General features: G+C 72.6%; 19 protein-coding genes. 5 read left to right on the top strand and 14 right to left on the bottom strand.

The genetic code is table 11. The features are described from left to right. The first annotated feature begins 41 nt into the window (after positions 1-41). A complete protein-coding gene (gene msrA / locus ACFYZR_RS05795; protein WP_391906044.1) occupies positions 42-707 on the top strand; it encodes a peptide-methionine (S)-S-oxide reductase MsrA in 666 nt (221 codons plus the stop codon). A gap of 11 nt (positions 708-718) precedes the next feature. Here the strand turns inward: msrA and ACFYZR_RS05790 are convergent, their stop codons facing one another. Both ACFYZR_RS05790 and ACFYZR_RS05785 read right to left on the bottom strand, forming a co-directional pair. Next, on the bottom strand, positions 719-1,792 hold the full coding sequence (locus tag ACFYZR_RS05790; protein WP_391905504.1) for a methyltransferase: 1,074 nt from the start codon (positions 1,790-1,792) through the stop codon (positions 719-721). A gap of 141 nt (positions 1,793-1,933) precedes the next feature. Continuing rightward, a complete protein-coding gene (locus tag ACFYZR_RS05785; RefSeq protein ID WP_391905502.1) occupies positions 1,934-2,731 on the bottom strand; it encodes a trypsin-like peptidase domain-containing protein in 798 nt (265 codons plus the stop codon). Positions 2,732-2,852: 121 nt separating this feature from the next. On the opposite strand from ACFYZR_RS05785, the gene ACFYZR_RS05780 reads away from it, so the two are divergent. Beyond that, positions 2,853-3,680, top strand: coding sequence for a class I SAM-dependent methyltransferase (locus tag ACFYZR_RS05780; protein ID WP_391905499.1), 828 nt, complete (start codon positions 2,853-2,855; stop codon positions 3,678-3,680). 19 nt (positions 3,681-3,699) lie between these two features. On the opposite strand, the gene ACFYZR_RS05775 is transcribed toward ACFYZR_RS05780, so the two are convergent. Further along, positions 3,700-5,010, bottom strand: coding sequence for a nucleotidyl transferase AbiEii/AbiGii toxin family protein (locus ACFYZR_RS05775; protein WP_391905496.1), 1,311 nt, complete (start codon positions 5,008-5,010; stop codon positions 3,700-3,702). Then, a complete protein-coding gene (locus ACFYZR_RS05770; RefSeq protein WP_391905493.1) occupies positions 5,007-5,678 on the bottom strand; it encodes a hypothetical protein in 672 nt (223 codons plus the stop codon). Before ACFYZR_RS05770 ends, ACFYZR_RS05775 begins: the two co-directional genes overlap by 4 nt. A gap of 239 nt (positions 5,679-5,917) precedes the next feature. On the opposite strand from ACFYZR_RS05770, the gene ACFYZR_RS05765 reads away from it, so the two are divergent. Continuing rightward, the gene (locus ACFYZR_RS05765; protein ID WP_391905491.1) at positions 5,918-6,502 is read left to right on the top strand and encodes a Uma2 family endonuclease; all 585 of its coding nucleotides are present in this window, start codon (positions 5,918-5,920) and stop codon (positions 6,500-6,502) included. Between the two features lie 96 nt (positions 6,503-6,598). On the opposite strand, the gene ACFYZR_RS05760 is transcribed toward ACFYZR_RS05765, so the two are convergent. Next, positions 6,599-7,063, bottom strand: coding sequence for a YcxB family protein (locus ACFYZR_RS05760; RefSeq protein WP_391905488.1), 465 nt, complete (start codon positions 7,061-7,063; stop codon positions 6,599-6,601). Between the two features lie 154 nt (positions 7,064-7,217). Beyond that, positions 7,218-7,793: a class I SAM-dependent methyltransferase gene (locus ACFYZR_RS05755; RefSeq protein ID WP_391905484.1), complete on the bottom strand. Its 576-nt coding sequence runs from the start codon at positions 7,791-7,793 to the stop codon at positions 7,218-7,220. Between the two features lie 55 nt (positions 7,794-7,848). Between ACFYZR_RS05755 and ACFYZR_RS05750 the strand changes: the two genes are divergently transcribed. Continuing rightward, on the top strand, positions 7,849-8,628 hold the full coding sequence (locus ACFYZR_RS05750) for an AraC family transcriptional regulator (RefSeq protein ID WP_391905482.1): 780 nt from the start codon (positions 7,849-7,851) through the stop codon (positions 8,626-8,628). A gap of 128 nt (positions 8,629-8,756) precedes the next feature. Here ACFYZR_RS05750 and ACFYZR_RS05745 read toward each other — a convergent pair whose 3' ends face one another. From ACFYZR_RS05745 to ACFYZR_RS05735, 3 genes are all read right to left on the bottom strand, one after another. Continuing rightward, complete coding sequence (locus tag ACFYZR_RS05745) at positions 8,757-10,013, bottom strand: DUF2786 domain-containing protein (RefSeq protein WP_391905479.1); 1,257 nt, start codon at positions 10,011-10,013, stop codon at positions 8,757-8,759. 98 nt (positions 10,014-10,111) lie between these two features. Further along, positions 10,112-11,143 carry a GNAT family N-acetyltransferase gene (locus ACFYZR_RS05740; protein WP_391905477.1) on the bottom strand — a complete coding sequence of 344 codons (1,032 nt, stop codon included), beginning with the start codon at positions 11,141-11,143 and terminating at the stop codon, positions 10,112-10,114. Between the two features lie 154 nt (positions 11,144-11,297). Further along, the gene (locus ACFYZR_RS05735) at positions 11,298-12,572 is read right to left on the bottom strand and encodes an Ig-like domain-containing protein (RefSeq protein WP_391905474.1); all 1,275 of its coding nucleotides are present in this window, start codon (positions 12,570-12,572) and stop codon (positions 11,298-11,300) included. A gap of 320 nt (positions 12,573-12,892) precedes the next feature. On the opposite strand from ACFYZR_RS05735, the gene ACFYZR_RS05730 reads away from it, so the two are divergent. Beyond that, positions 12,893-13,162 (top strand): hypothetical protein, encoded by a 270-nt coding sequence (locus ACFYZR_RS05730; protein WP_391905471.1) that lies wholly within the window; start codon positions 12,893-12,895, stop codon positions 13,160-13,162. A gap of 75 nt (positions 13,163-13,237) precedes the next feature. On the opposite strand, the gene hutH is transcribed toward ACFYZR_RS05730, so the two are convergent. The 5 genes from hutH to ACFYZR_RS05705 form a co-directional block, all read right to left on the bottom strand. Further along, the gene (gene hutH / locus ACFYZR_RS05725) at positions 13,238-14,782 is read right to left on the bottom strand and encodes a histidine ammonia-lyase (protein ID WP_391905468.1); all 1,545 of its coding nucleotides are present in this window, start codon (positions 14,780-14,782) and stop codon (positions 13,238-13,240) included. A 186-nt stretch (positions 14,783-14,968) separates the two neighbouring features. After that, positions 14,969-16,066, bottom strand: a complete 1,098-nt coding sequence (locus ACFYZR_RS05720) for a diguanylate cyclase domain-containing protein (RefSeq protein ID WP_391906041.1) — start codon at positions 16,064-16,066, stop codon at positions 14,969-14,971. Between the two features lie 163 nt (positions 16,067-16,229). Then, positions 16,230-17,030, bottom strand: coding sequence for an enoyl-CoA hydratase/isomerase family protein (locus ACFYZR_RS05715; RefSeq protein ID WP_391905467.1), 801 nt, complete (start codon positions 17,028-17,030; stop codon positions 16,230-16,232). A gap of 107 nt (positions 17,031-17,137) precedes the next feature. Further along, on the bottom strand, positions 17,138-18,304 hold the full coding sequence (locus ACFYZR_RS05710; RefSeq protein WP_391905464.1) for an adenylate/guanylate cyclase domain-containing protein: 1,167 nt from the start codon (positions 18,302-18,304) through the stop codon (positions 17,138-17,140). Positions 18,305-18,435: 131 nt separating this feature from the next. Further along, positions 18,436-19,287 carry a biotin--[acetyl-CoA-carboxylase] ligase gene (locus ACFYZR_RS05705; RefSeq protein ID WP_391905461.1) on the bottom strand — a complete coding sequence of 284 codons (852 nt, stop codon included), beginning with the start codon at positions 19,285-19,287 and terminating at the stop codon, positions 18,436-18,438. Positions 19,288-19,314: the final 27 nt, after the last annotated feature.

Raw genomic sequence — 19,314 nt, 5'->3', positions numbered from 1 at the left:
TACGTTGTCCCGGACGGACCGCCGAAGCGAGGAGCCCGATGATGTTCGTCAGCCGCCACCGGAACCATCTCCCCACCCCCGAGGAGACCCTGCCCGGCCGCGCCGCCCCGGCCTTCCCCCTCCAGGAGCGCCACAGCGTCCTGGACACCCCGCTGGCCGCCCCCTATCCCGAGGGCCTGGCCGTGGCCGACTTCGGCCTGGGCTGCTTCTGGGGCGCGGAGCGCAAGTTCTGGCAGACCGAGGGCGTCTGGACGACCCTGGCCGGCTACCAGGGCGGCACCACGCCGTACCCGACGTACGAGGAGGTGTGCAGCGGCCTGACGGGCCACACGGAGGTGGTCCGCGTGGTCTTCGACCCTGCCCTGGTCTCGTACGAGTCCCTGCTCAAGCTCTTCTGGGAGTCCCACGACCCCACCCAGGGCAACCGCCAGGGCAACGACTGCGGCACCCAGTACCGCTCGGCGGTCTACACCCACTCCCCCGAGCAGCAGTCCGCCGCCGAGGCCTCACGCGAGGCGTACCAGTCGGTACTGCGCGCGTCGGGCTACGGCGACATCACCACGGAGATCCTCCCGGCGGGCCCGTTCCACTACGCGGAGGCCTACCACCAGCAGTACCTCTCGGACGCCAAGAACCCGAACGGCTACTGCGGCATAGGCGGCACGGGCGTCTCCTGCCCGGTGGGGGTGGCCAGGGCCGACGGCTGACGTTCCGGTGGTCAGTCCGTGGCCGCCTCCGCCTCCATGATCGAGGCGAAGCCCGGGGTGGGGAGGGTGCGGACGTGGCGGAGGCCGGCGTGGGTGAAGAGGGTGGCGAGTTCCGCCGGGGTGCGGGTGCTGCCGCCGAGGGCGGTCAGCATCATGATGTCGAGCTCCTTGCCGGGGTGCGGGGCATTACCCGCCGGCGGGGCCGCGTCGACGACCAGGACCCGGCCGCCCGGGGCTAGGGACTGCCGGCAGGAGCGCAGGATGCGGACGCAGTCGTCGTCGCTCCAGTCGGGCAGGACGTGCTTGAGGACGTGGACGTCGCCCTTCGGGACGGCGGCGAAGAAGTCGCCGGGCTCGGCCCGCCAGCGTCCCGTCAGCTCCGCGGAGTCGAGGAGGGGTTCGCGCAGCGCCGGTGCCTGGTCGAAGAGGACGCCCGAGAGGCCGGGGTGGCGCAGCAGGACGGAGCGGAGCAGTCCGCCCCGGCCGCCGCCGACGTCCACGACCGTGCCCCGGTCCGGGAACGGGTACGCGGCGGCGACCACGTCGTCGAGCGGGCCGGAGAAGGCCGCCATCCCGGCGTCGAAGACCTCGCGGGCCGCGCTGTCGGTCGCGAGGTGCTGGAAGAAGGGGGTGCCGAAGACCCTGGGGAAGGCGGATTCCCCGGTGCGTACGGTCTCGGCGAGGTCGGCCGAGGGGCGCAGGAACATGTCGTCGGTGACCAGGAGCACCGTGGCGTGGAGCGAGCCCGGTATGCCGGTGCGCAGGGCGGACGCGGCGGGGGTCAGCCCGAACGCGCCCGTCCCGTCCTCCTGGAAGATTCCGCGCGACGCCAGCAGTCGCAGCAGCCGGCGCAGTGCCGCGCCGTCGGTGCCGGTGGCGCCGGCGAGTTCGGCGGGGGTGCGCGGTCCGTCGGCGAGGTGGTCGGCGAGCCGGAGCCGCGCGGCGGTCCGCAGTGCGGCGGAGTGGAGGAACCCGAAGGTCTCCTCCATCAGTCGCAGTACCCCCGACATGTCGGGGGCGGGGGCGGCTTCGGGGGCGGCTTCGGGGGTGGTCACGTCACGGCTGGACGCGGGCGCGGGCTCCATGTGATCTCCCAGGGCGGTTCCAGTGGATATCGGAGGATCACCACCCTTTCAGCCGCCGACCGGGACCCGGCTCCGCCGCTGTGCGGATCTCCGGCTAGGACTTCCGCCCTAGGGCCGTGCCCTGGTCGGCCCCTCCTCGGCTCAGACCGCCAGGTGGAAGCCCGCGCCGACGCCGCCGTTGGCGTTCATCTCGGCGATGATGTCCAGGATCGCCGAACTGTGCTGCACGCCCCAGGCGTTGCCGACCAGCGTCTGGCCGCTGACCACGGGGGAGCCGGAGTCGCCGCCGTTGGTCCAGATGAGGTGGGTGAACCAGATGTCGTGGGTGCCCAGCTTGATGCCGCAGGTCAGGCCGGTCCGGTGGCCCTGCTTGCACATACGGGTGCCGTTGGGGGGCGGGGCGCCGATCGAGGTGATGGTCACTCCGCCGACGGTGGTGGTGGGGGCGACTCTCGACTCGTCCAGCTTGATGACCGCGAAGTCGAGGCCCTTGGGACCGGCGTTGAGCAGGTTGTTGGGCGTGCTGACGTAGGTGACCGTGCCGATGGGGCCGGTCTCCAGGTCGGGGCGGCTGGCGTTGAGGTCGGCGGGGGCGGCCGCGGTGCCAGCGGGGGAGGTGTCCCGGTAGACCTTCTCGCCGACGAGCTTGTTGCCCTTCTCGTCGGTGAAGCAGTGGGCGTTGGTCAGGCCGACCAGGTTGCCCGCGTTGTCACGGCCGACGGCGGTGAGGGTGCAGACCATGAAGCTCTGGCGCTCCTCCGGGGTCGGCGTGATCCGGAAGATGATCCCGGTGCCGCCACCGATGGGCGTGAGCGGCCGTTCGGCCGCGGGGGCGGCGGCCGGGCCGACGGCCGGGGCGGCGGTCGCGGCCGGGACCGCTGTGAGGGTCAGACCTGCCGTGAGAACAGCGAGGCCGAGGGCACGTAACGCGCGCAGCATGCGATCACTTCCTGTGTGTGATGGAACGGTCACGCACATCGAAGAACACGGATACGTTTTTGTCACTAGCGGACCGGTGATGTTCTCGCCCGGTCGAGCGGTTGAACGGTAGAACGGCCCCATGACGACCGAGGAAGAGATGCTGCGCGCCAACCGGCGCAACTGGGACGCCCGTACCCCCGTGCACGTGGCCAGCGCCTTCTACGGGCTGGACGGCTCCCGCTCCCCCGAGGACTGGTTCGCCCCCTTCGAGTGGGAGGACCTGGGCACCCTCCCCGGGCGGCGGGTGCTGCACCTCCAGTGCCATCTGGGCACCGAGACCCAGGCGTTCCCCGCCCGGGGCGCGGAGCACACGGTCGGGCTGGACTTCTCCGGGGAGGCCGTGGCGCAGGCACGGCGGCTCGCGGAGGAGGCGGGCCGCGAGGTGGAGTTCGTCCGGGCCGATGTGCACCGGGCCGTCGAGGCGCTCGGCGGGCGGCGGTTCGACGTGGTCTACACCGGCAAGGGCGCCCTGTGCTACCTGCCGGACCTGGCCGCCTGGGCGGAGGTGGTCCGTGATCTGCTGCGCCCGGGCGGCGTGCTGTACGTGGTGGAGTTCCATCCGCTGCTCAACGCGCTCGGCCCGGTGGCCAGGCCCGGGGAGCACGATCTGCTGCTCGCGCACGACTACTTGGGCGGGCGCGGCCCGGTCCGCAGCGACAGCCCCCACACGTACACCGACGGCCCGCCGCTGCGCGAGGCGACGACGAGCTTCGAGTGGCGGCACGGGATCGGCGAGGTCGTCACCGCCGTCACCGGCGCGGGGCTGACCGTGGACCTCCTGCGGGAGACCGATCTGCTGCCCTGGCAGCGGTTCGCCTCCATGGAGCGGGACGAATGCGGCTGGTGGCGGCTGCCGGAGGGCGAGCCCAGGATCCCGCTGATGTTCGCCCTGCGCGCCCGGGCCTGACTCGGGGAGCGCCGGCCGGCTACCCCATCTCCTCCAGCCGCGCCGCCAGGTCGCGCGGGTCGCCGTGGTACGGGGTGACAGCCGGGCGGTCGTCCCGACCGTGGCGCCGGTCGCGGAAGGACACCACCACGTCCGCCGCCTCGCGCAGGGTGCACTCGGAGCGGCCCAGCAGCTCGCGGACGGTGATCAGGGCACAGATGCTGGACACCACGCGGTGGGCGAACCACGACTCGACGGCCTCCATGCCGCCCGCCGCGTGCTCCTCGCGCAGGACGGCCGTGACGTCCTCGAAGGCGACGGCCAGCCGGGCGTACGCGTCGGCCTCGTCCGGCACGTAGCCCCGGGACAGGGCGACGACGAGGCGCAGCAGATAGCCGCCGCCGGTCTCCGTGTCGTCCGGGTAGTCCTTCTCGAACTCGGGCCAGTCGACCTCGCCGGCCTCGCCGAGGATGTAGGAGAGGCCGGACCACTCCCCCGCTTCCGTGAGGACGTGCTTCAGCAGTTCGTACGGCACGGTCACGCTCTCCGCGAGGAGGACCGCGTCGTAGAGATCCTTGGCCTCGGGGTGCATGTCGCTCACCAGCCACAGGATCTTCCACACGAGGGAGAGTTCCGGGCTCGCCGCCATGAGGGAGACGGGTCCGCCCGTGCCACCGCCGAGGGGCGGGATCCCGGTGAGGACGGGCGGGGCGGGCAGCGTCTCGTTGAAGACGAAGTCGAGCTGGACGGTGCCCGGAGGCAGATCTGCCCCGGCCGTCCAGGGCAGGACGAGCCGGCGGCCCGGCACCCGGTCGTACGTCCATATCTCGTCGCTGACCGCGCCCGCCGCGTCGATGCGGACGGAGCCGCCGGACGCGCGTGAGGCGGCCTCGGCGGCGCGGGCGATGCCGTCGAGCATGGCGTCCGTACGGTCGTCCTCCAGTCGCCAGGTGTCGGGGACGACGACGAAGTCCAGGTCACCGGGCTCCCGGGCAGCGTCGCCGAACCACGCCTTGAGCAGCACGCTGCCGCGCAGCACCAGGTGCTCCGCCCACGGGGAGCCCGCGACCGCCGCGAGCACGTGGTCCAGGGCGTGGCGCCGGGCCGTGAACCAGGCCTCGCCCCGCTCCGGGTCCGTGAACCGGGGCTCGCTCAGCCGCATGCCCAGGACGTGGTGGTTGGCCGCCGGGTCGTACACGGGGTGCTGCACGACGCCCTCGCCGGGCACCGGGCGCAGCGTCGCCGGCAGGTCCTTCTCCTGCCGGGTGGCCTCGTCGGGCGGGAGCTGGGGGACGACGGTCGTCGCCTCCCACGGTCCGTACGAGAACTGCTCCCAGGGGGTCGTCGTCATGCGTCCACGTCCTCAGTGTTCTGCTCGTTGATCCAGCCGTCGTCGACCGACTCGTCACTGTCGTGCACGACGAACTCCCGTTCACTGGAGGCCATGTCGTACCCGGCGTCGCGCAGCGCGGCCAGCAGCACGTCCAGCCGTTCCTCCGCCGTCGGGCGGCCCACCAGGCGGCACCGCTGGGTGACGAACCGTTCGGCACGGCCGTCCGCCCGCACCCGGCGGGCGTTGCGGGAGAGGTGCGCGCCATGGGCCTCGGCGAGCGCCGTGAGGGAGGAGGTGTCCGTGCCTGGGGTGAGCAGGAGTTTCACGTGGTGTTCGAAGTAGTACCGCGCCCCGAGGGCCGCGGCTTCCGCGTCGGTGCCGGGCACGCCCTCCGCCCACGGGGTCGCCTCGATCTTCGTCCGGACGACCGCGAACCCGGCCCTCCGCACCCCGCGCGCCGCGTCCTCCACCGCCTCCCGCACCACGGGCAGCCGCCCGGAGCCGCGCAGGGTGAGCATCGGCTGGCTGGGCGTCCTGCCCCGGTCCAGCACGATGTGCGCGCACTTCATGCCATGGCGGGCCGCGTACCGCTCGAGCGCGTCCACGGTCGCGGGCCCGGCGGCGCGCACGGTGAGATGGGCCTCGAAGTCACCGGCGAAGCGGGCTGTGGTGGTGCTGGATGTCACCGGGGGATGATCTCAGCACGCCCTCGTGGACGATCGACGCCCCCTGTCGGCGGGCGGCAGGACACAGGGCCCGGCTACGACCCGGCCTCCCCGGCCCGGAAGCTGCGGGCGGAGGCAGGCGCTCGATGCCGTTCGGCCAGGCCCGCGAAAAACGCGGTGTCCCGGTGCACGGCGCTAGCATGAATTCCGGTATCTCCGGCCGAACCGCAGGGCCGCCGTAGCAGAGAGGAGCGAGCGTCATGACGATCGCCCCGGACCACACAGGGTGTGGCGTCTTCCACTACCAGGCGATGCGAGACGTCGTCGAGCAGATACAGGAGAGCGTGCCCGGCAAACTGGAGATCACGAGGGAAGGGATCGTTCACGACATGATGTCGCCGGGGGGACCTCACGAACTGACAGCGGCACGCATCAGCCGCCGTCTCGAGAAGGTCATGCCGGACGATCTGCTGGCTCACACCGGAACGCCCGACGTGGAGGACGTCCACGAAGGCGTGATGCGCCATCCGGACATCATGGTGATCGCCGAAGCGGACATGGAAGTCGAAGGGTCCTTCGACCCGCGCACCGTCATCGCCGCCGTCGAAGTCGTCTCCCGGTCCAACCCGGACAACGACTGGGTGGGCAAGATGCGGGACTACCCCCTGCTCGGAATCCCGGTATACGCGATCTTCGATCCTCGCAAGGGCGAAGGAGCCGTCTTCTCCGGCATCCACCGGACCCCGTCCGGCCCTCGCTACGCGATCCGGAAGGACTTCGTCTACGGGGAGGACGTCACGATCGGCGATTGGACCATCTCCACGGAGAACCTGCCGCGTTACTAGCCTCACGAAGTCTCACGACGCCGCTCCGGCACATGATTCCACGAATGCCGGGCCGGAGCGGAAACGGAGGCGGTACAACAGCGATCGTACGAACGGTCAGCCGGCCCGCTTGCCCGCGGGGAAGCGGGCCGCGAAGAACGCGGTCAGCTCCGCCCGCTGGGCCTCGGTGAAGGCGCGCTGCGGGAGGATCACCGCCGCCCGGTTGGGCTGGCGCAGGTACCAGAAGCCGGCCTTGGACGTGACGCGCGCGTACGCGGACCAGTCGACCTCCGAGTGGCTGACGCCGGTGGTCAGGCCGAAACCCCGCTCGGTGATCCGCACCGTCCACGGGGTGTCGATGAGCGACGCGCTCCGCTTGATGGACCGCCGGATGCCGAACTCGACTGCCGCCACGCCCAGGACGCAGGTCACGACCGTGGGGACGACCCTCGTCCCCGACGCTCCGAAGAGGGTGCTCATCATGATCCCGAGGACGAGGGCACCGTATACCGGGATCATGATCCCGCTCTTGCGGGTGGCCGACTGCAGTTCGCGCCGGGTCAGCTGGAAGGTCGTCGTCATGTCCACGCGGGTGTGTACCTGCTCCTTGAGTGGTCGGATTCGAGCCACGTGATGATTGCAGGACTGTCTGATTCCGCCTAATCGATTTCCGGGTGGCCAGGTGCGGCCGCGCCGTCCGACCCCCGTGCGGACGGCAGGCCGGCCGTCACCGTCCTCACCCCGCCCGTACCGACCGGAAACGGAAGCTTCCCGTCCCCACTTCCACCGTCGCCTTCGCGAACCCCGCCGCCCTCAGCCGCGTCTCCAGTGTCGCGGGCGGCACCGGCACGCAGGTGTCGCCCCAGTGGATCAGCCGGAAGCGCCAGTTGCTCAGCGAGTCGCAGCCGGCGAAGACGCCGCCCGGGCGCAGCACGCGGTGTGCCTCGGCGAAGAGGGCGTCCTGGCGGGCGGGCGAGGGGACGTGGTGGAGCATGGTGAAGCAGACGACCGAGTCGAAGCGGCCGTCTGGCCAGGGCAGGGCGGTGCCGTCGCCGTGCACGACCTCGGCCCGGTCGCCGAACTCCCGGCGCAGCCCGGCCGCGTAGCCCGCGTCGACCTCGACGACGCTCAGCCCTGTCACGCCCTCCCCGCGCAGCAGGACGCGCGTGGTGGCCCCGTAACCCGGCCCGATCTCCAGGGCGTCGGGCCCGAGCGGCACTCCGTCCAGGGCCCATGGCAGCAGACGGTCCTCCACGGCCCGGGACCACTTCTCGGAACTGCACAGACGGCGGTGAATGAGATTCATCGGCATGCGACGAGGCTAGGAATCAGGTGACCGTGTCGTATACGGGCCAGGAGGCCAAGTCATGTCGCCAAAAGGACAGACCGCCGGCTATGTCGTCGCCCCCACCGGCAGTGCCATAGCCGTCGGGAGCTTCACGCTCGGCGAGGACGAGTGGTTCGACGTCCACCGGCACAGCGCCCATCAGCTGGCGTGGGCGCCCCGCGGCGTCCTGGCCGTGCGCGCCGCGGGCCGTACGTGGGTGCTGCCGTCGACCGTCGCACTGTGGATCCCGGCGGGCGTCCCGCACGCCACGGGCGCCACGTGCGCCGCACTGATGCGAAGTCTGTACTTCTGGCCGGACCGCTGTCCGTTCGGCTGGAGGACGCCGCAAGTCATCGCGGTCTCCGGGCTGTTACGGGAGCTGATCGGGCATCTGTCGCAGGAGGGCCTCGACACGGGGGCGCGGCAGCGTGCGGAGGACGTCCTGCTGGACCAGTTGCGTCCCGTGTCGGTGACGACGGTCAGGGCGCCGATGCCCGCCGACCCCCGGGCGCGGCGGGTGGCGGAGGCCCTGCGCGCGGATCCGTCGGACGGGCGCACGCTCGCGCAGTGGGGCGCGCTGGTGGGCGCGAGCGCGCGGACGCTGGCGCGGGCCTTCGCGGAAGGTACGGGGATGTCGTACGGACGGTGGCGGACGCAGTTGCGGCTGGAGGCGGCGATGCCGCTGCTCGCGGCGGGGGCGACGGTTTCCGCGGTGGCGCGGCGGGTGGGGTACGGGTCGCCGAGCGCGTTCGTGGCGGCGTTCCGGCGGGGGGTGGGGGTGCCGCCGGGGGCGTATTTCACGCCGGCGGGCGGGCGGTAGCCCCTCGGAGCGCGTCCGGTCCGGTCACCTGCGGGCCGGTGGGGGCTGGTCGCGCCCACGCGGCGGAGCCGCATATCGATACTGCCCCGCGCCCCTTACGGGGCGCACCGTCACAGTTCCCGCGCCCCTTACGGAACGCGGCTCCGGCCGCCCGTCAGGCGGGCCGCGTCGGCGGCCTCGGTGCCGCGGGCCCAGCCTTCGGCGTCGCGGCCCTTGAGGCGGTGCGAGGTGGTCTCGGGGAAGAGCCGCCCGGCGGTCTCGCCGACCGCCACGTCCCGGGCGGCCAGTACGGGCAGCACCTCGGGGCGGGTCTCCTCGGCGGCCACGTCGCGGACGGCCGAGGACAGCCGGTCGCCGATGCGGCCCGCGTAGGCGATCAGGAAGGACTCCCGGAAATCGCGGGTGCGGCGGGAGCGGCCGCGGGCGGTGGGGGTACCTCCCGTGCCCTTAAGGCTACGGGGGAGGTCGTCGGCGGCGCGGCCCATGGCGGAGGTGGCCTGGACGAGGAGGGAGGTGTAGAGGAGCTCGACCAGCTCCAGGTCGGCGTCGAAGCCGACGACGGTGGAGAAGCCGTACTCGCTGGACCACACCGCCTGGCAGTGGTTGGCGGCGGCCACCGCGTCCAGGAGCAGGGCCTTGGCGGATTCGTACGGGCCCTCGACCCCTATCCGGCAGGCGCCCGGCCCGTCCCCGGCGGCGGCCGCGCCGGCGGCGAGGAGGGCCTCGTCTATGGAGTGCCGGGCCATGAGCTCCTGGGCCTTGGCCGACAGGGCCTCCGCCTCCTCCGGGAACAGCGTCGACTCCGCCTTGGCCAGCAGCGCGCGCACCCGGCCGAGCATCTTGGGCGGGGCGGCCTCGGCGGCCGCGCGGACGTGCCCACCGGTGCCGGGCAGCGGGCCGACGCCGCCGATCCTCGGCAGCCCGTCGATCAGCCGCAGCGTGCCCAGGGCGCGGACGGCGGTCTCGAAACGGCTCAGCCGCTCGCGCTCGGCGAAGCCGTCGAGGAAGGTGTCGTCCGTCTCCCACCAGGCGCGCGCGTCGAGCTCCTTCAGCTGGGCGACCCAGCGGGCGTCGAGCGTCTCCGGCGCGTAGCGCCTGCCCTCGGCGGCGATGAGGGCGACGGCGAACCGGGTCTCGGCGGCGGGCAGTTCGCGCCGTACGAGCCGGACGACGTCGGCGGGCTGCCAGCCGTACTCCCAGGCCCGCCGCACCGTCGCGGAGCCGTGCCGGACGACCGCGCCGCTGATGGCCTCCCAGCCGGCGGGGGCGGCGGCCAGGGCGGAGGCGGCGGCGTAGACGGCGTCGTCGAGATCGTCCCCGTGCACCGCCCGCAGCCCCCGTACGGCCGCGGCGACGGTTTCCAGGGGCGACTCGGTGCTGTGCACGGTGGGGGGCTCGCTTCCTCGGGGGCCCGGGCGCCGGGGGTGCGCCGGAGTGGAATCCCATCTTCCCGCATCCCCGCAGGCAGGGCACACGCCCGGGGTCAGAGCCTGGCCTGGAAGACCCCCACCGAGCGCTCGGGCCGGTAGCCCAGCAGCTTGTTCACGGCACGCATGGGGCCGTTGTCGTCGGAGACGCCCGTGACGATCTCCCGTACGGGCATCCGCCCCTCGCCCATCCGTCCCTCACCCACGAGCCGCAGCATCCGCAGCTTGACCGCCCGGCCCAGGCCGAGCCCGCGGTGGGCGGCGGCCACGGCGGTGCCGTACTGCACGGCCCGCGCGCCGTCCGGGGAGCGCCGCACCAGCTCGGTGTAGCCGGCGAACGAGCCGTCGGGGGCGACCGCGACGACCGTGAGCATCTCCCCGCCGCGGTCGACGACGAGCTGCTGGAAGGCCCGGGACCGCGCGGCGTCCCAGCTCGGCCGTTCCTCCTCGAAGTCGCCCCAGGGGCTGTCGGACATGGCGTCGCGGACGGCCGCGAAGGGGGCGGCGAACTCGTCGGGCACGACGCCGTCCCACTCGACGAAGCGATACCCCTCCGGCAGACTCGCCTCCGCCGACTCCCCCAGCACATCTTGCACATCCTGCACATACATCACCAGCGGAATGGCGCAGGCGAAACCGTGCGCGAGCGCGAACTTCTCGCCCGCGCCACCGATCTCGACCTGGACGCCCACCGCGGTCCGCTGCTCCCGCTCCAGAATCGCCCGCACCTCCTGCCACAGGCGCGTCCCGATGCCCCGGTTCCGCAGCTCCGGCCGGACGGCGAGGTGCTCGACCCAGGCCGTCCTCCGGTTCCCCTCGTCGTCGAACAGCCGCAGCGAGACGACCCCCGCGTACGCCCCGCCCTCCCCCGGCACAGCCGACGCCTCCGGCACCGCCGGCACCGCCGGCACCGCCAGCCGTACGTACCGGCTGTCGTCGTCCGTCACACACAGCACCCCGGCCGTCTCCACCCGCCCGGGCCCCGGCACGGCGGGCAGGTCATGGGCGTGCGCGGCGGCCATGACGGCATGCCAGCCGTCGATCTCGCTCTCGGACGGACGATCGCTCAGATACAGCAATTCGCTCATTCCGCGCACGCTACGACGTGAGCTCCGCGCTGTCGTTCGGATTTCCACGACCCCGTCCGCGCACCAACGACGCGCACCGACGGCAAAGGGGCCTTCCCGGCGGACGGATCCGCCGGGAAGGCCCCTTCAGCTCGCTCTCAGTGGAGCCGGACGCTCACGCGCCGGTCGCGCTGCCCGCGACCCACTGCGCCCAGTCCATGTTCCAGCCGTTGAGGCCGTTGTCCGGGGAGATGGTGCGGTCACCGGAGTTCTTGACGTCGACGACGTCACCGATGATGGAGTTGTTGTAGAACCACGCACCCGGGGTGTTCGGGTCGTTGGCGCCCTGCTTGTCCTCCAGGCCCACGCAGCCGTGGCTGGTGTTGGAGACGCCGAAGATGCCGCTGCCCCAGTAGTTGCCGTGGATGAACGTGCCCGACGTGGACAGCCGCATGGCGTGCGGCACGTCCTTGATGTCGTACTCGCCCTTGCCGTCGGACTTGGAGAAGCCCACCGTCGAGCCGTCCATACGGGTCTCGACGAACTTCTCCGAGATCACCATCTTGCCGTTGTACGTCTTGTTCTCGGGGCTGCCCGCCGAGATCGGGATGGTCTTGATGGTCTGACCGTCCCGGACCACCGTCATCTGGTGGGTCTTGACGTCGACGGTGGCGACCTGGGCACGGCCGATCTTGAACTTGATGGTCTTCTTCTGGACGCCCTTGATGTTCGGGCCGCCCTCGACGCCGTCGAGGTCCATCTTCAGCGTGACCTCGGAGTTGGCCTTCCAGTACTCCTGCGGCCGGAAGTCGATGCGCTGGTCGCCGAACCAGTGGCCGACGACCTTCTGGCCGCTGGTGCTGGTGACCTCCAGGTGGGACTGGACGTCCTTCCGGTTCTTGATCGGCTTGTCGAAGTTGATCGACACGGGCATGCCGACGCCGACCGTGGAGCCGTCCTCCGGTGTGAAGGAGCCGATGAAGCTGTTGTCGGGAGAGACGGTGGAGAAGGAGGAGTTCTCGGTGGCCTTGCGGTCCTTGGAGTCCTTCGCCTCAGCGACGATCTTGTACTTGGTCGAACGCTCGAGCTGCTTGTTCGGCTTCCAGGACTTCTTGTCCGAAGATATTGAACCCTCGACGGGGGTGCCCTTGTCCGTCGTCATCTTGACGCTGGTGAGCTCGCCGTCACTGACGGTGACGGACACCGCGTCGGTCGTGATGCCGGCGTTGTTGGTGCCGCCCTTGGGCGTGATCTTGATCTGCGCCTTGGAGGCGTCCTTGGCCGCCGCCGCGTCGACCTGGCCCTGAGACTTCCCCTTGGCGTCACCGCCGCCCTTGGCGTCGTCGCCGTCGCCGCCACAGGCGGCCAGGGTCAGCACCCCGCCGAGCACAGCGGCCGCGGCCACCAGGCCCTTGCGGCGCTTGCCGTACGTCATCACACGCTTCTCCATTGCTCCTGGACCCCGGAATCCCCCGAGCCGATCGTGGGGCTCGTGGGGCTACACGTATCCCGGCTACTACATAAGGGAACGCCTGCACCGTTTGGGCCGGTTCCACTCATCGGCAAACTGTGGGAAAGACCACGCCAGTAAAGCCCCTGGGGCGACGGGGGCCGCAACCGGGGTCTTGATAAAGGACGAAAGCCCTGCTACCAGACCGTCGGTGCCCCATGGCTTCCCCACCGACCGCCGGTGTCACTAACATCGTGTCAGTCGGGACGCGCCACAGCTCACGACCGCCAAACTCCGTCGTCGCCAGGGGGATTCATCCCGTGACCACACGTCGCCCGCTGCTGACCGCCGTCGCCGCCGGCACGGTGCTGTGCGCGCTGTGGTTCGTCCCCACTGCCAACGCTACGCCCGAGCGTCCCGGGAAGCAGCAGGACGCCGTCGCGGCGTCGGCTCCCGCGGCCGCCCAGGAGCTGGCGGCCAGCGGGAGCGTGGACACCACTCCGTATCTCTTCGGTGGCATAGCGTTCGTCGCCGCGGGCGGTGCGCTGGTCACGGGCGCCGCCCGCAGGTCGCGCACCACCGCCCGCTGACGCAGCCCGCTGACGCAACCCGCCCGTCAGGCCAGGCCGGCGGGCCCGTACCCGTCAGGCCCGGGCCCGTACCCGTCAGGCCAGCGGGCCCGTCACCGGCTCCACCGCCGCGACGAGCTCCCCGGCCCGGACGAACGCCTCGGCGGCCGCCAGGTCCGGCGCCAGGAACCGGTCCCCGCCCGGCCCTTCCACGCCCGCCGCGCGCACGGCCTTCAGCACCGCCCGCGAGGCCGGGGACGGCTCCATGCCCTCCCGCAGCTCGATCGCCCGCGTCGCGGCGACCAGCTCCACGGCGATGACCCGGCCGAGCGCCGCCACGGCCGTCCGCAGCTTGCGCGCCGCCGACCAGCCCATGGAGACGTGGTCCTCCTGCATCGCGGAGGACGGGATCGAGTCCACCGACGCCGGGACCGCCAGCCGCTTCATCTCGCTGACCAGCGCGGCCTGGGTGTACTGGGCGATCATCAGCCCCGAGTCCACCCCGGCGTCCCCGGCGAGGAAGGCCGGCAGCCCGTGCGACCGGTTCTTGTCCAGCAGCCGGTCCGTCCGGCGCTCGGCGATGGAAGCAAGGTCAGCAGCGGCGATCGCAAGGAAATCAAGGACATAAGCCACGGGCGCGCCATGGAAATTGCCGTTGGACTCCACACGGCCGTCCCTCAGCACCACGGGGTTGTCGACCGCGGCGGCCAGCTCGCGGTCCGCCACCAGCCGGGCGTGGGCCAGGGTGTCCCGGCCCGCCCCGGCGACCTGCGGGGCGCAGCGGATCGAGTACGCGTCCTGGACGCGCGGCGCGTCGTCCTGGTGGTGCCCGGTGAGCCCGGAACCGGCCAGCACCGCCGCCATGTTCGCGGCGCTCTCGCCCTGCCCCGGGTGGGGGCGGATGGTGTGGAGCTCGGGGGCCAGCACCTTCTCCGAGCCGAGCAGCGCCTCCAGGGACAGCGCGGCGGTGATGTCGGCCGAGGTGATCAGACGGGAGAGGTCCGCGCAGGCCATGACGAGCATGCCGAGCATGCCGTCGGTGCCGTTGAGCAGCGCGAGCCCCTCCTTCTCCCGCAGCTCCACGGGCTCGATCCGGTGCTCGGCGAGCAGCTGTGCCGCCGGGCGCACCACACCGTCGGGCCCCTCGGCGTCGCCCTCGCCCATCAGCGTGAGCGCGCAGTGCGAGAGCGGCGCGAGGTCGCCGGAGCAGCCGAGCGAGCCGTACTCGTGCACCACGGGCGTGATACCCGCGTTGAGGATGGCGGCCATGGTCTCCACGACGAGCGGGCGTACGCCCGTGTGCCCGGAGGCGAGCGTCTTCAGGCGCAGGAACATCAGCGCCCGCACGACCTCGCGCTCAACGCGCGGGCCCATGCCGGCGGCGTGCGAGCGGACGATGTTGCGCTGGAGCTGGGCCCGCTGGTCGGGGCTGATGTGCCGCACGGCGAGGGCGCCGAAGCCGGTCGAGACGCCGTACACCGGGTCCGGCTTGGCGGCCAGATCGTCGATCACCTGCCGCGCGGCGGCGACGGCGGCGAGGGCTTCCTCCGACACGACGACGCGGGCGCCGTCGCGGGCGACGGCGATCACGTCTTCCGCGGTCGTGCCGGACGTCTCCACCACCACAGTGTGCATATCCATATTCAGGCACCCTAGAGACTGAATCGCTACCTGTCACTAGTCGACTTTGTACTCGTGTAACGCCACGGGGTGACGATCCATGCCGGGCTGCCCGCCGGTGGGGGTGCCCGCGCCTTCGGCGCGGGATTTCGCCCGCCCGCCCGCCCGATTGCCCGGAACCGCAGCCACGGGGTAGTGACGCGACGGTCAGCCCCGCAAAGGCCCGTCCACCCCGCCCCGGCCCCGGAACCGGCGGCGTTCCGCGGCCAGTGGGCGCGGCGGCCGGTCCGCCATCCGCACGACCGGGTCCGCGCGCCCCCCGTCCCGCCCCGCCACCACCGGCTTCGTCGAACGCGCCGCCTTCGCCCGGTACTGCGCCGCGTCCGCCAGCCGGAACAGCCGGCGTGCCGAGCTCACCGCCCCGATCGGGTCCCCCGTGGAGGCGACCCCGCAGGCCACCCCCTCCCCCAGCTCCAACTCCCCCGCCCGCCGGCACAGTTCGTCCGCGACCCGCACCACCTCGTCCGCCGTCGGCCCCACCGACAGCAGACAGAACTCGTCGCCCCCCAGCCGCGCCGCCAGCGCCCCCGGCAGCTTCGCCCCGCACCGCGACAGCACCGACCCGAACCGCTCCAGCAACCGGTCCCCGACCGCGTGCCCCAACGTGTCGTTGACCTTCTTCAGCCCGTTGAGATCACACACCAGCAGACTGACGACAGCACCTTCCCCCAGGTGCCGTTCCACCGCCTCGTCCAGCCGGGCGTCGACCGCCCGCCGGTTGGCCAGACCCGTCAGCGGGTCGGTGAACGCCAGCCGCCGGACCTCCTCCAGCCGCTCGGTCTGCGCGATGCCGGACGCCGCCACCGCCGCCAGCACCGTCGCGAAGTCCGCGTCGCCGGGCCCGAAGAGCGGCGCCCGCACCGGGCGCGCGACGTACAGTTCACCCCACGCCCGCCCGTGCAGCACGATCGGCGCGACGACGCAGCAACCGCGCCCGCGCCGCCGCAGCGCGGCGACCCTTCCTTCCTCGTCCCCCCGAGCCGTCTCCACCCAGGCGTGCGGCTGCCCGCCCACCCACCGCTCGTGCAGGAACTCCGTGATCTCGGGAAAGACGTCCACGGGATACGACTCGTCACCGGGGAACCGCTCTTCCCCCTCTGCGAGCTCGCCCACGTTCACCAGCACCCGCAGCCGGCCGCGCTCCCGCTCCCACACCGAGATCGCGGCGAACGTCCCGTCCAGCGCGCGGCGCGCGCCCTCCGCCGCGGCCTCGACGCTCTCGAGCGGGGTGGGCGCGGCGGCCATCGCCTGCGCGAGCTCCACGACAGCGCGCAGCCGGGCGTCGCACTCCCCGTCACCAGCCACCCGAGCCTCACATTCCGTGACCGCAAGGGCCTCTCGACCCGTACTCCAGCGTAAGAACGTCGGGCGTATTCCGCGCAATAAAGCGGATAAATCCCTGCGCGTCCTACTCCCCCGGCCAGTCCGGCTTCCGCTTCTCGTTGAAGGCCGCCACGCCCTCCGCCCGGTCGCCGGAGAAGGCCACCGACCGCCAGGCCGCGTCCTCGACCTCCAGCCCGGCCCGCAGGTCCAGCCCGTGCCCCAGCCGCAGCGCCCGCTTCGCGGCCCGCAGCCCGACCGGGGAGTTGCCCGCGATCCGGGCGGCCAGGGCCAGGGCCTCAGCACGGTCGCGGCCCTCGTCGACGAGCAGGTCGACCATGCCCAACTCCCGCGCCTCGGCCGCCTCCACCCGCCGGGCGCTGAAGATCAGCTCGGCGGCGCGGGCGGCCCCGACGCGGCGCGGCAGCAGCTGGGTGCCGCCACCACCGGGGATCACGCCCACGGACACCTCGGGCAGCCCCACCACGGCCGTCCGGTCGGCGACGATCACATCGCAGGACAGCGCCAGCTCGTACCCGCCGCCCAGGGCGAAGCCGTGGACGGCGGCGACCGTGGGCATGGGCAGTTCCAGCACGCCCGTGTAGCAGGCCCGGGCGTGCGGGCGCTGGCGGACGAGGTCGGCGTCGGTGAAGGAGTTGCGCTCCTTGAGGTCGGCGCCGACGCAGAAGGCGCGTTCGTGCGTGGACGTGATGACGACGACCCGGACGTCCCGGTCGGCGGCGAGCTCGGCGGTCGCCTGCCCGATGAGCCGGCCCATCTCCGTGGAGACGGCGTTCATGGCCTTGGGCCGGTCCAGGACGAGTTCGGCGACGTGGCCGTTCTCGTGCGTCCGGATCGCGATCCATTCTCCGATGCGGCGTTCGCTCACGCTGGTGCCCTCCCGGTCTCCGTGTACGGACGTACGGACGTACGGACGGCACCGATCATGCCTCCCGACGCCCCCGGTGGGCCATACCCGAGATCCTGCGGGCGCGCTCAGCCCTCCCGCCGCGTGAGCAGCCACGGCTCGACCACGCCCAGCCCCCGCACCGGCCGCTGCCACATCGGCTGGAGCGCGAAACGGTACGGCGCCTGCTCCGCGCCCGCGGACTCCGCCGCCGCGACCTCCGCCTCCGACTTGGGCGCGTCGCCGTTGCGCGTGAGCTCCTCCGCCAGGGCGCCGTCGACGAGGACGGCGTCCTTCGGCGCTATCGAGGTGAGCCGGCTCGCGAGGTTGACGGTGGTGCCGAAGACGTCGCCCATCCGCGTCGTGACCGTGCCGAAGGCGATGCCGACGCGCAGCTCCGGCATGGTCTCGTCATTGGTGAGGGTCTCGATCAGCCGCAGCCCGATCTCCGCCGCCGTGCCGGCGTCGTCGGCCGCGTACAGCACCTCGTCGCCCAGGGTCTTGATCAGCCGGCCCCCGTGCGCGGCCACCAGGTCCGCGGCGGTCGTCTCGAAGGCCTCGACGAGCTCGCCGAGCTCCTCCTCCTCCAGCCGCCGGGTCAGCCGGGTGAAGCCCACGAGGTCGGCGAACCCGACGGCCAGCCGCCTGTCGACCATCTCCGCGTCATCGGCCGCCTGGACGACCCGGCCGGTGGCGGCGGCGAGCTGCCGCCGCCAGACGTAGATCAGGAACTCCTCCAGCTCGGGCAGCAGCAGCTCGACCAGCGGATAGGTGATCTCGGCCCGGCTCAGGCCCTCCTGAGGCTCGGTCAGCCCCTCCAGGAAGGAGTCGATCTGCCAGTCGGCCAGCCGGGCCGTGGTCTGGCCCGTGGACCGGGCGACCTGGACGGCCATGGGCTCGCTGAGCAGGCCCGCCTCGACCAGACCGGCCAGCCGCCGCAGCGCCAGCACGTCCGCCTCGGTGAGCGCCTTGGCCTGGCCGATGTCGGCGAAGCCCATGGCGCGCCAGAAGCGGGCGGCCAGATCCATGGAGACCCCGGCCGCGCGGGCGGCCTGGAAGGGGGTGTAGCGGCGCTCGGCCCCGAGGATCAGCGACTCCAGCCGGAGCGCGAGAGGGTCGCCCTCCTCGCCGATGTCCTCCTCGACGCCGGGGTGACCGGCGTGACCGGCGTGGCGCGCGCCCTGGCCGGTGCCGCCCGTACCGTCGTCCCCCGTGGCCCTGCCGGCACGGGTGGTTCCCCCATCGTCGGCGGTCACCGCCCGCCCCCCTGTCCGATCCGTGCGCACTGCCCTGCCGATCACTGCTCGCTTAGGTTCCGGGCACAACGATACGTCAGGTGTGCCGTAGCTCACTCTCCCGACGGCGCGGCGGTCACTCTTTACGACGTTTACGATCCGGTCGCCCGCAAATGGACGATGTCGCCTGCTCCCACCGGTTGCTGCACCCCCTCGGCCGTCGCCAGCACCAGCCGGCCGTCGCCGTCGACGGCCACGGCCTCGCCGACCAGCTCACGGCCGCCGGGCAGTTCGGCGCGGACGGTACGGCCGAGGGTGGCGCACCCGGCCGCGTACATCTCCTGGAGCCCGCAGGCCGCCGGGTCGCCGCCCACCGCGCGCCACGCCTCGTAGAGGTCGGCGAGGGAGCGCAGCACGGCCCGCAGCAGCGGGTCGCGGTCGGTGACCTTCGCACCGGCCAGGGCGAGCGAACCCGCCCCCGGAACGGGGAGCTCGTCGGCGCGGAGCGTGACGTTCAGCCCGATGCCCACGACGACGGCGTCGCCGGAGCGCTCGGCGAGGATGCCGCCGGTCTTGCGCTCCTGGCCGTCGACGGTGACGAGCAGGTCGTTGGGCCACTTCAGGGCGGTGTCGACGCCGGCGGCGCGGGAGAGGGCGGTGGCGGTGGCGACCCCGGCGAGCAGCGGGAGCCAGCCCCAGCGCTCGACGGGGACCCCGGAGCCGGGGGCGAGGCGGACGGAGAAGAAGAGCCCGGAGCGCGGGGGCGCGGACCAGGTGCGGTCCAGACGGCCGCGGCCGGCGGACTGCTCCTCGGCGACGAGCACCGCGCCCTCGGGGCCGCCGGCGGCGACGAGGTCGGTGTTGGTGGAGCCGGTGTGCCGGACCACGTCGAGGGAGGTCCACAGCCCGCCGGGGCGCAGCAGCGCGCGGCGCAGGGCGGTGGCGTTGAGCGGGGGACGGTCCAGGTCGGACCAGGGGCTGCCGGAGGCGTCGGGGGGCGTCATAGGAGCCACCATAGGAGGTGGGAAGGC

Origin of the sequence: Streptomyces sp. NPDC001678 (assembly GCF_042892945.1) — a bacterium.
In the GTDB taxonomy this organism is placed as follows: domain Bacteria; phylum Actinomycetota; class Actinomycetes; order Streptomycetales; family Streptomycetaceae; genus Streptomyces.
The sequence above is the reverse complement of the archived record's forward strand: the minus strand, read 5'-3'. Positions and strand labels throughout refer to the sequence as shown.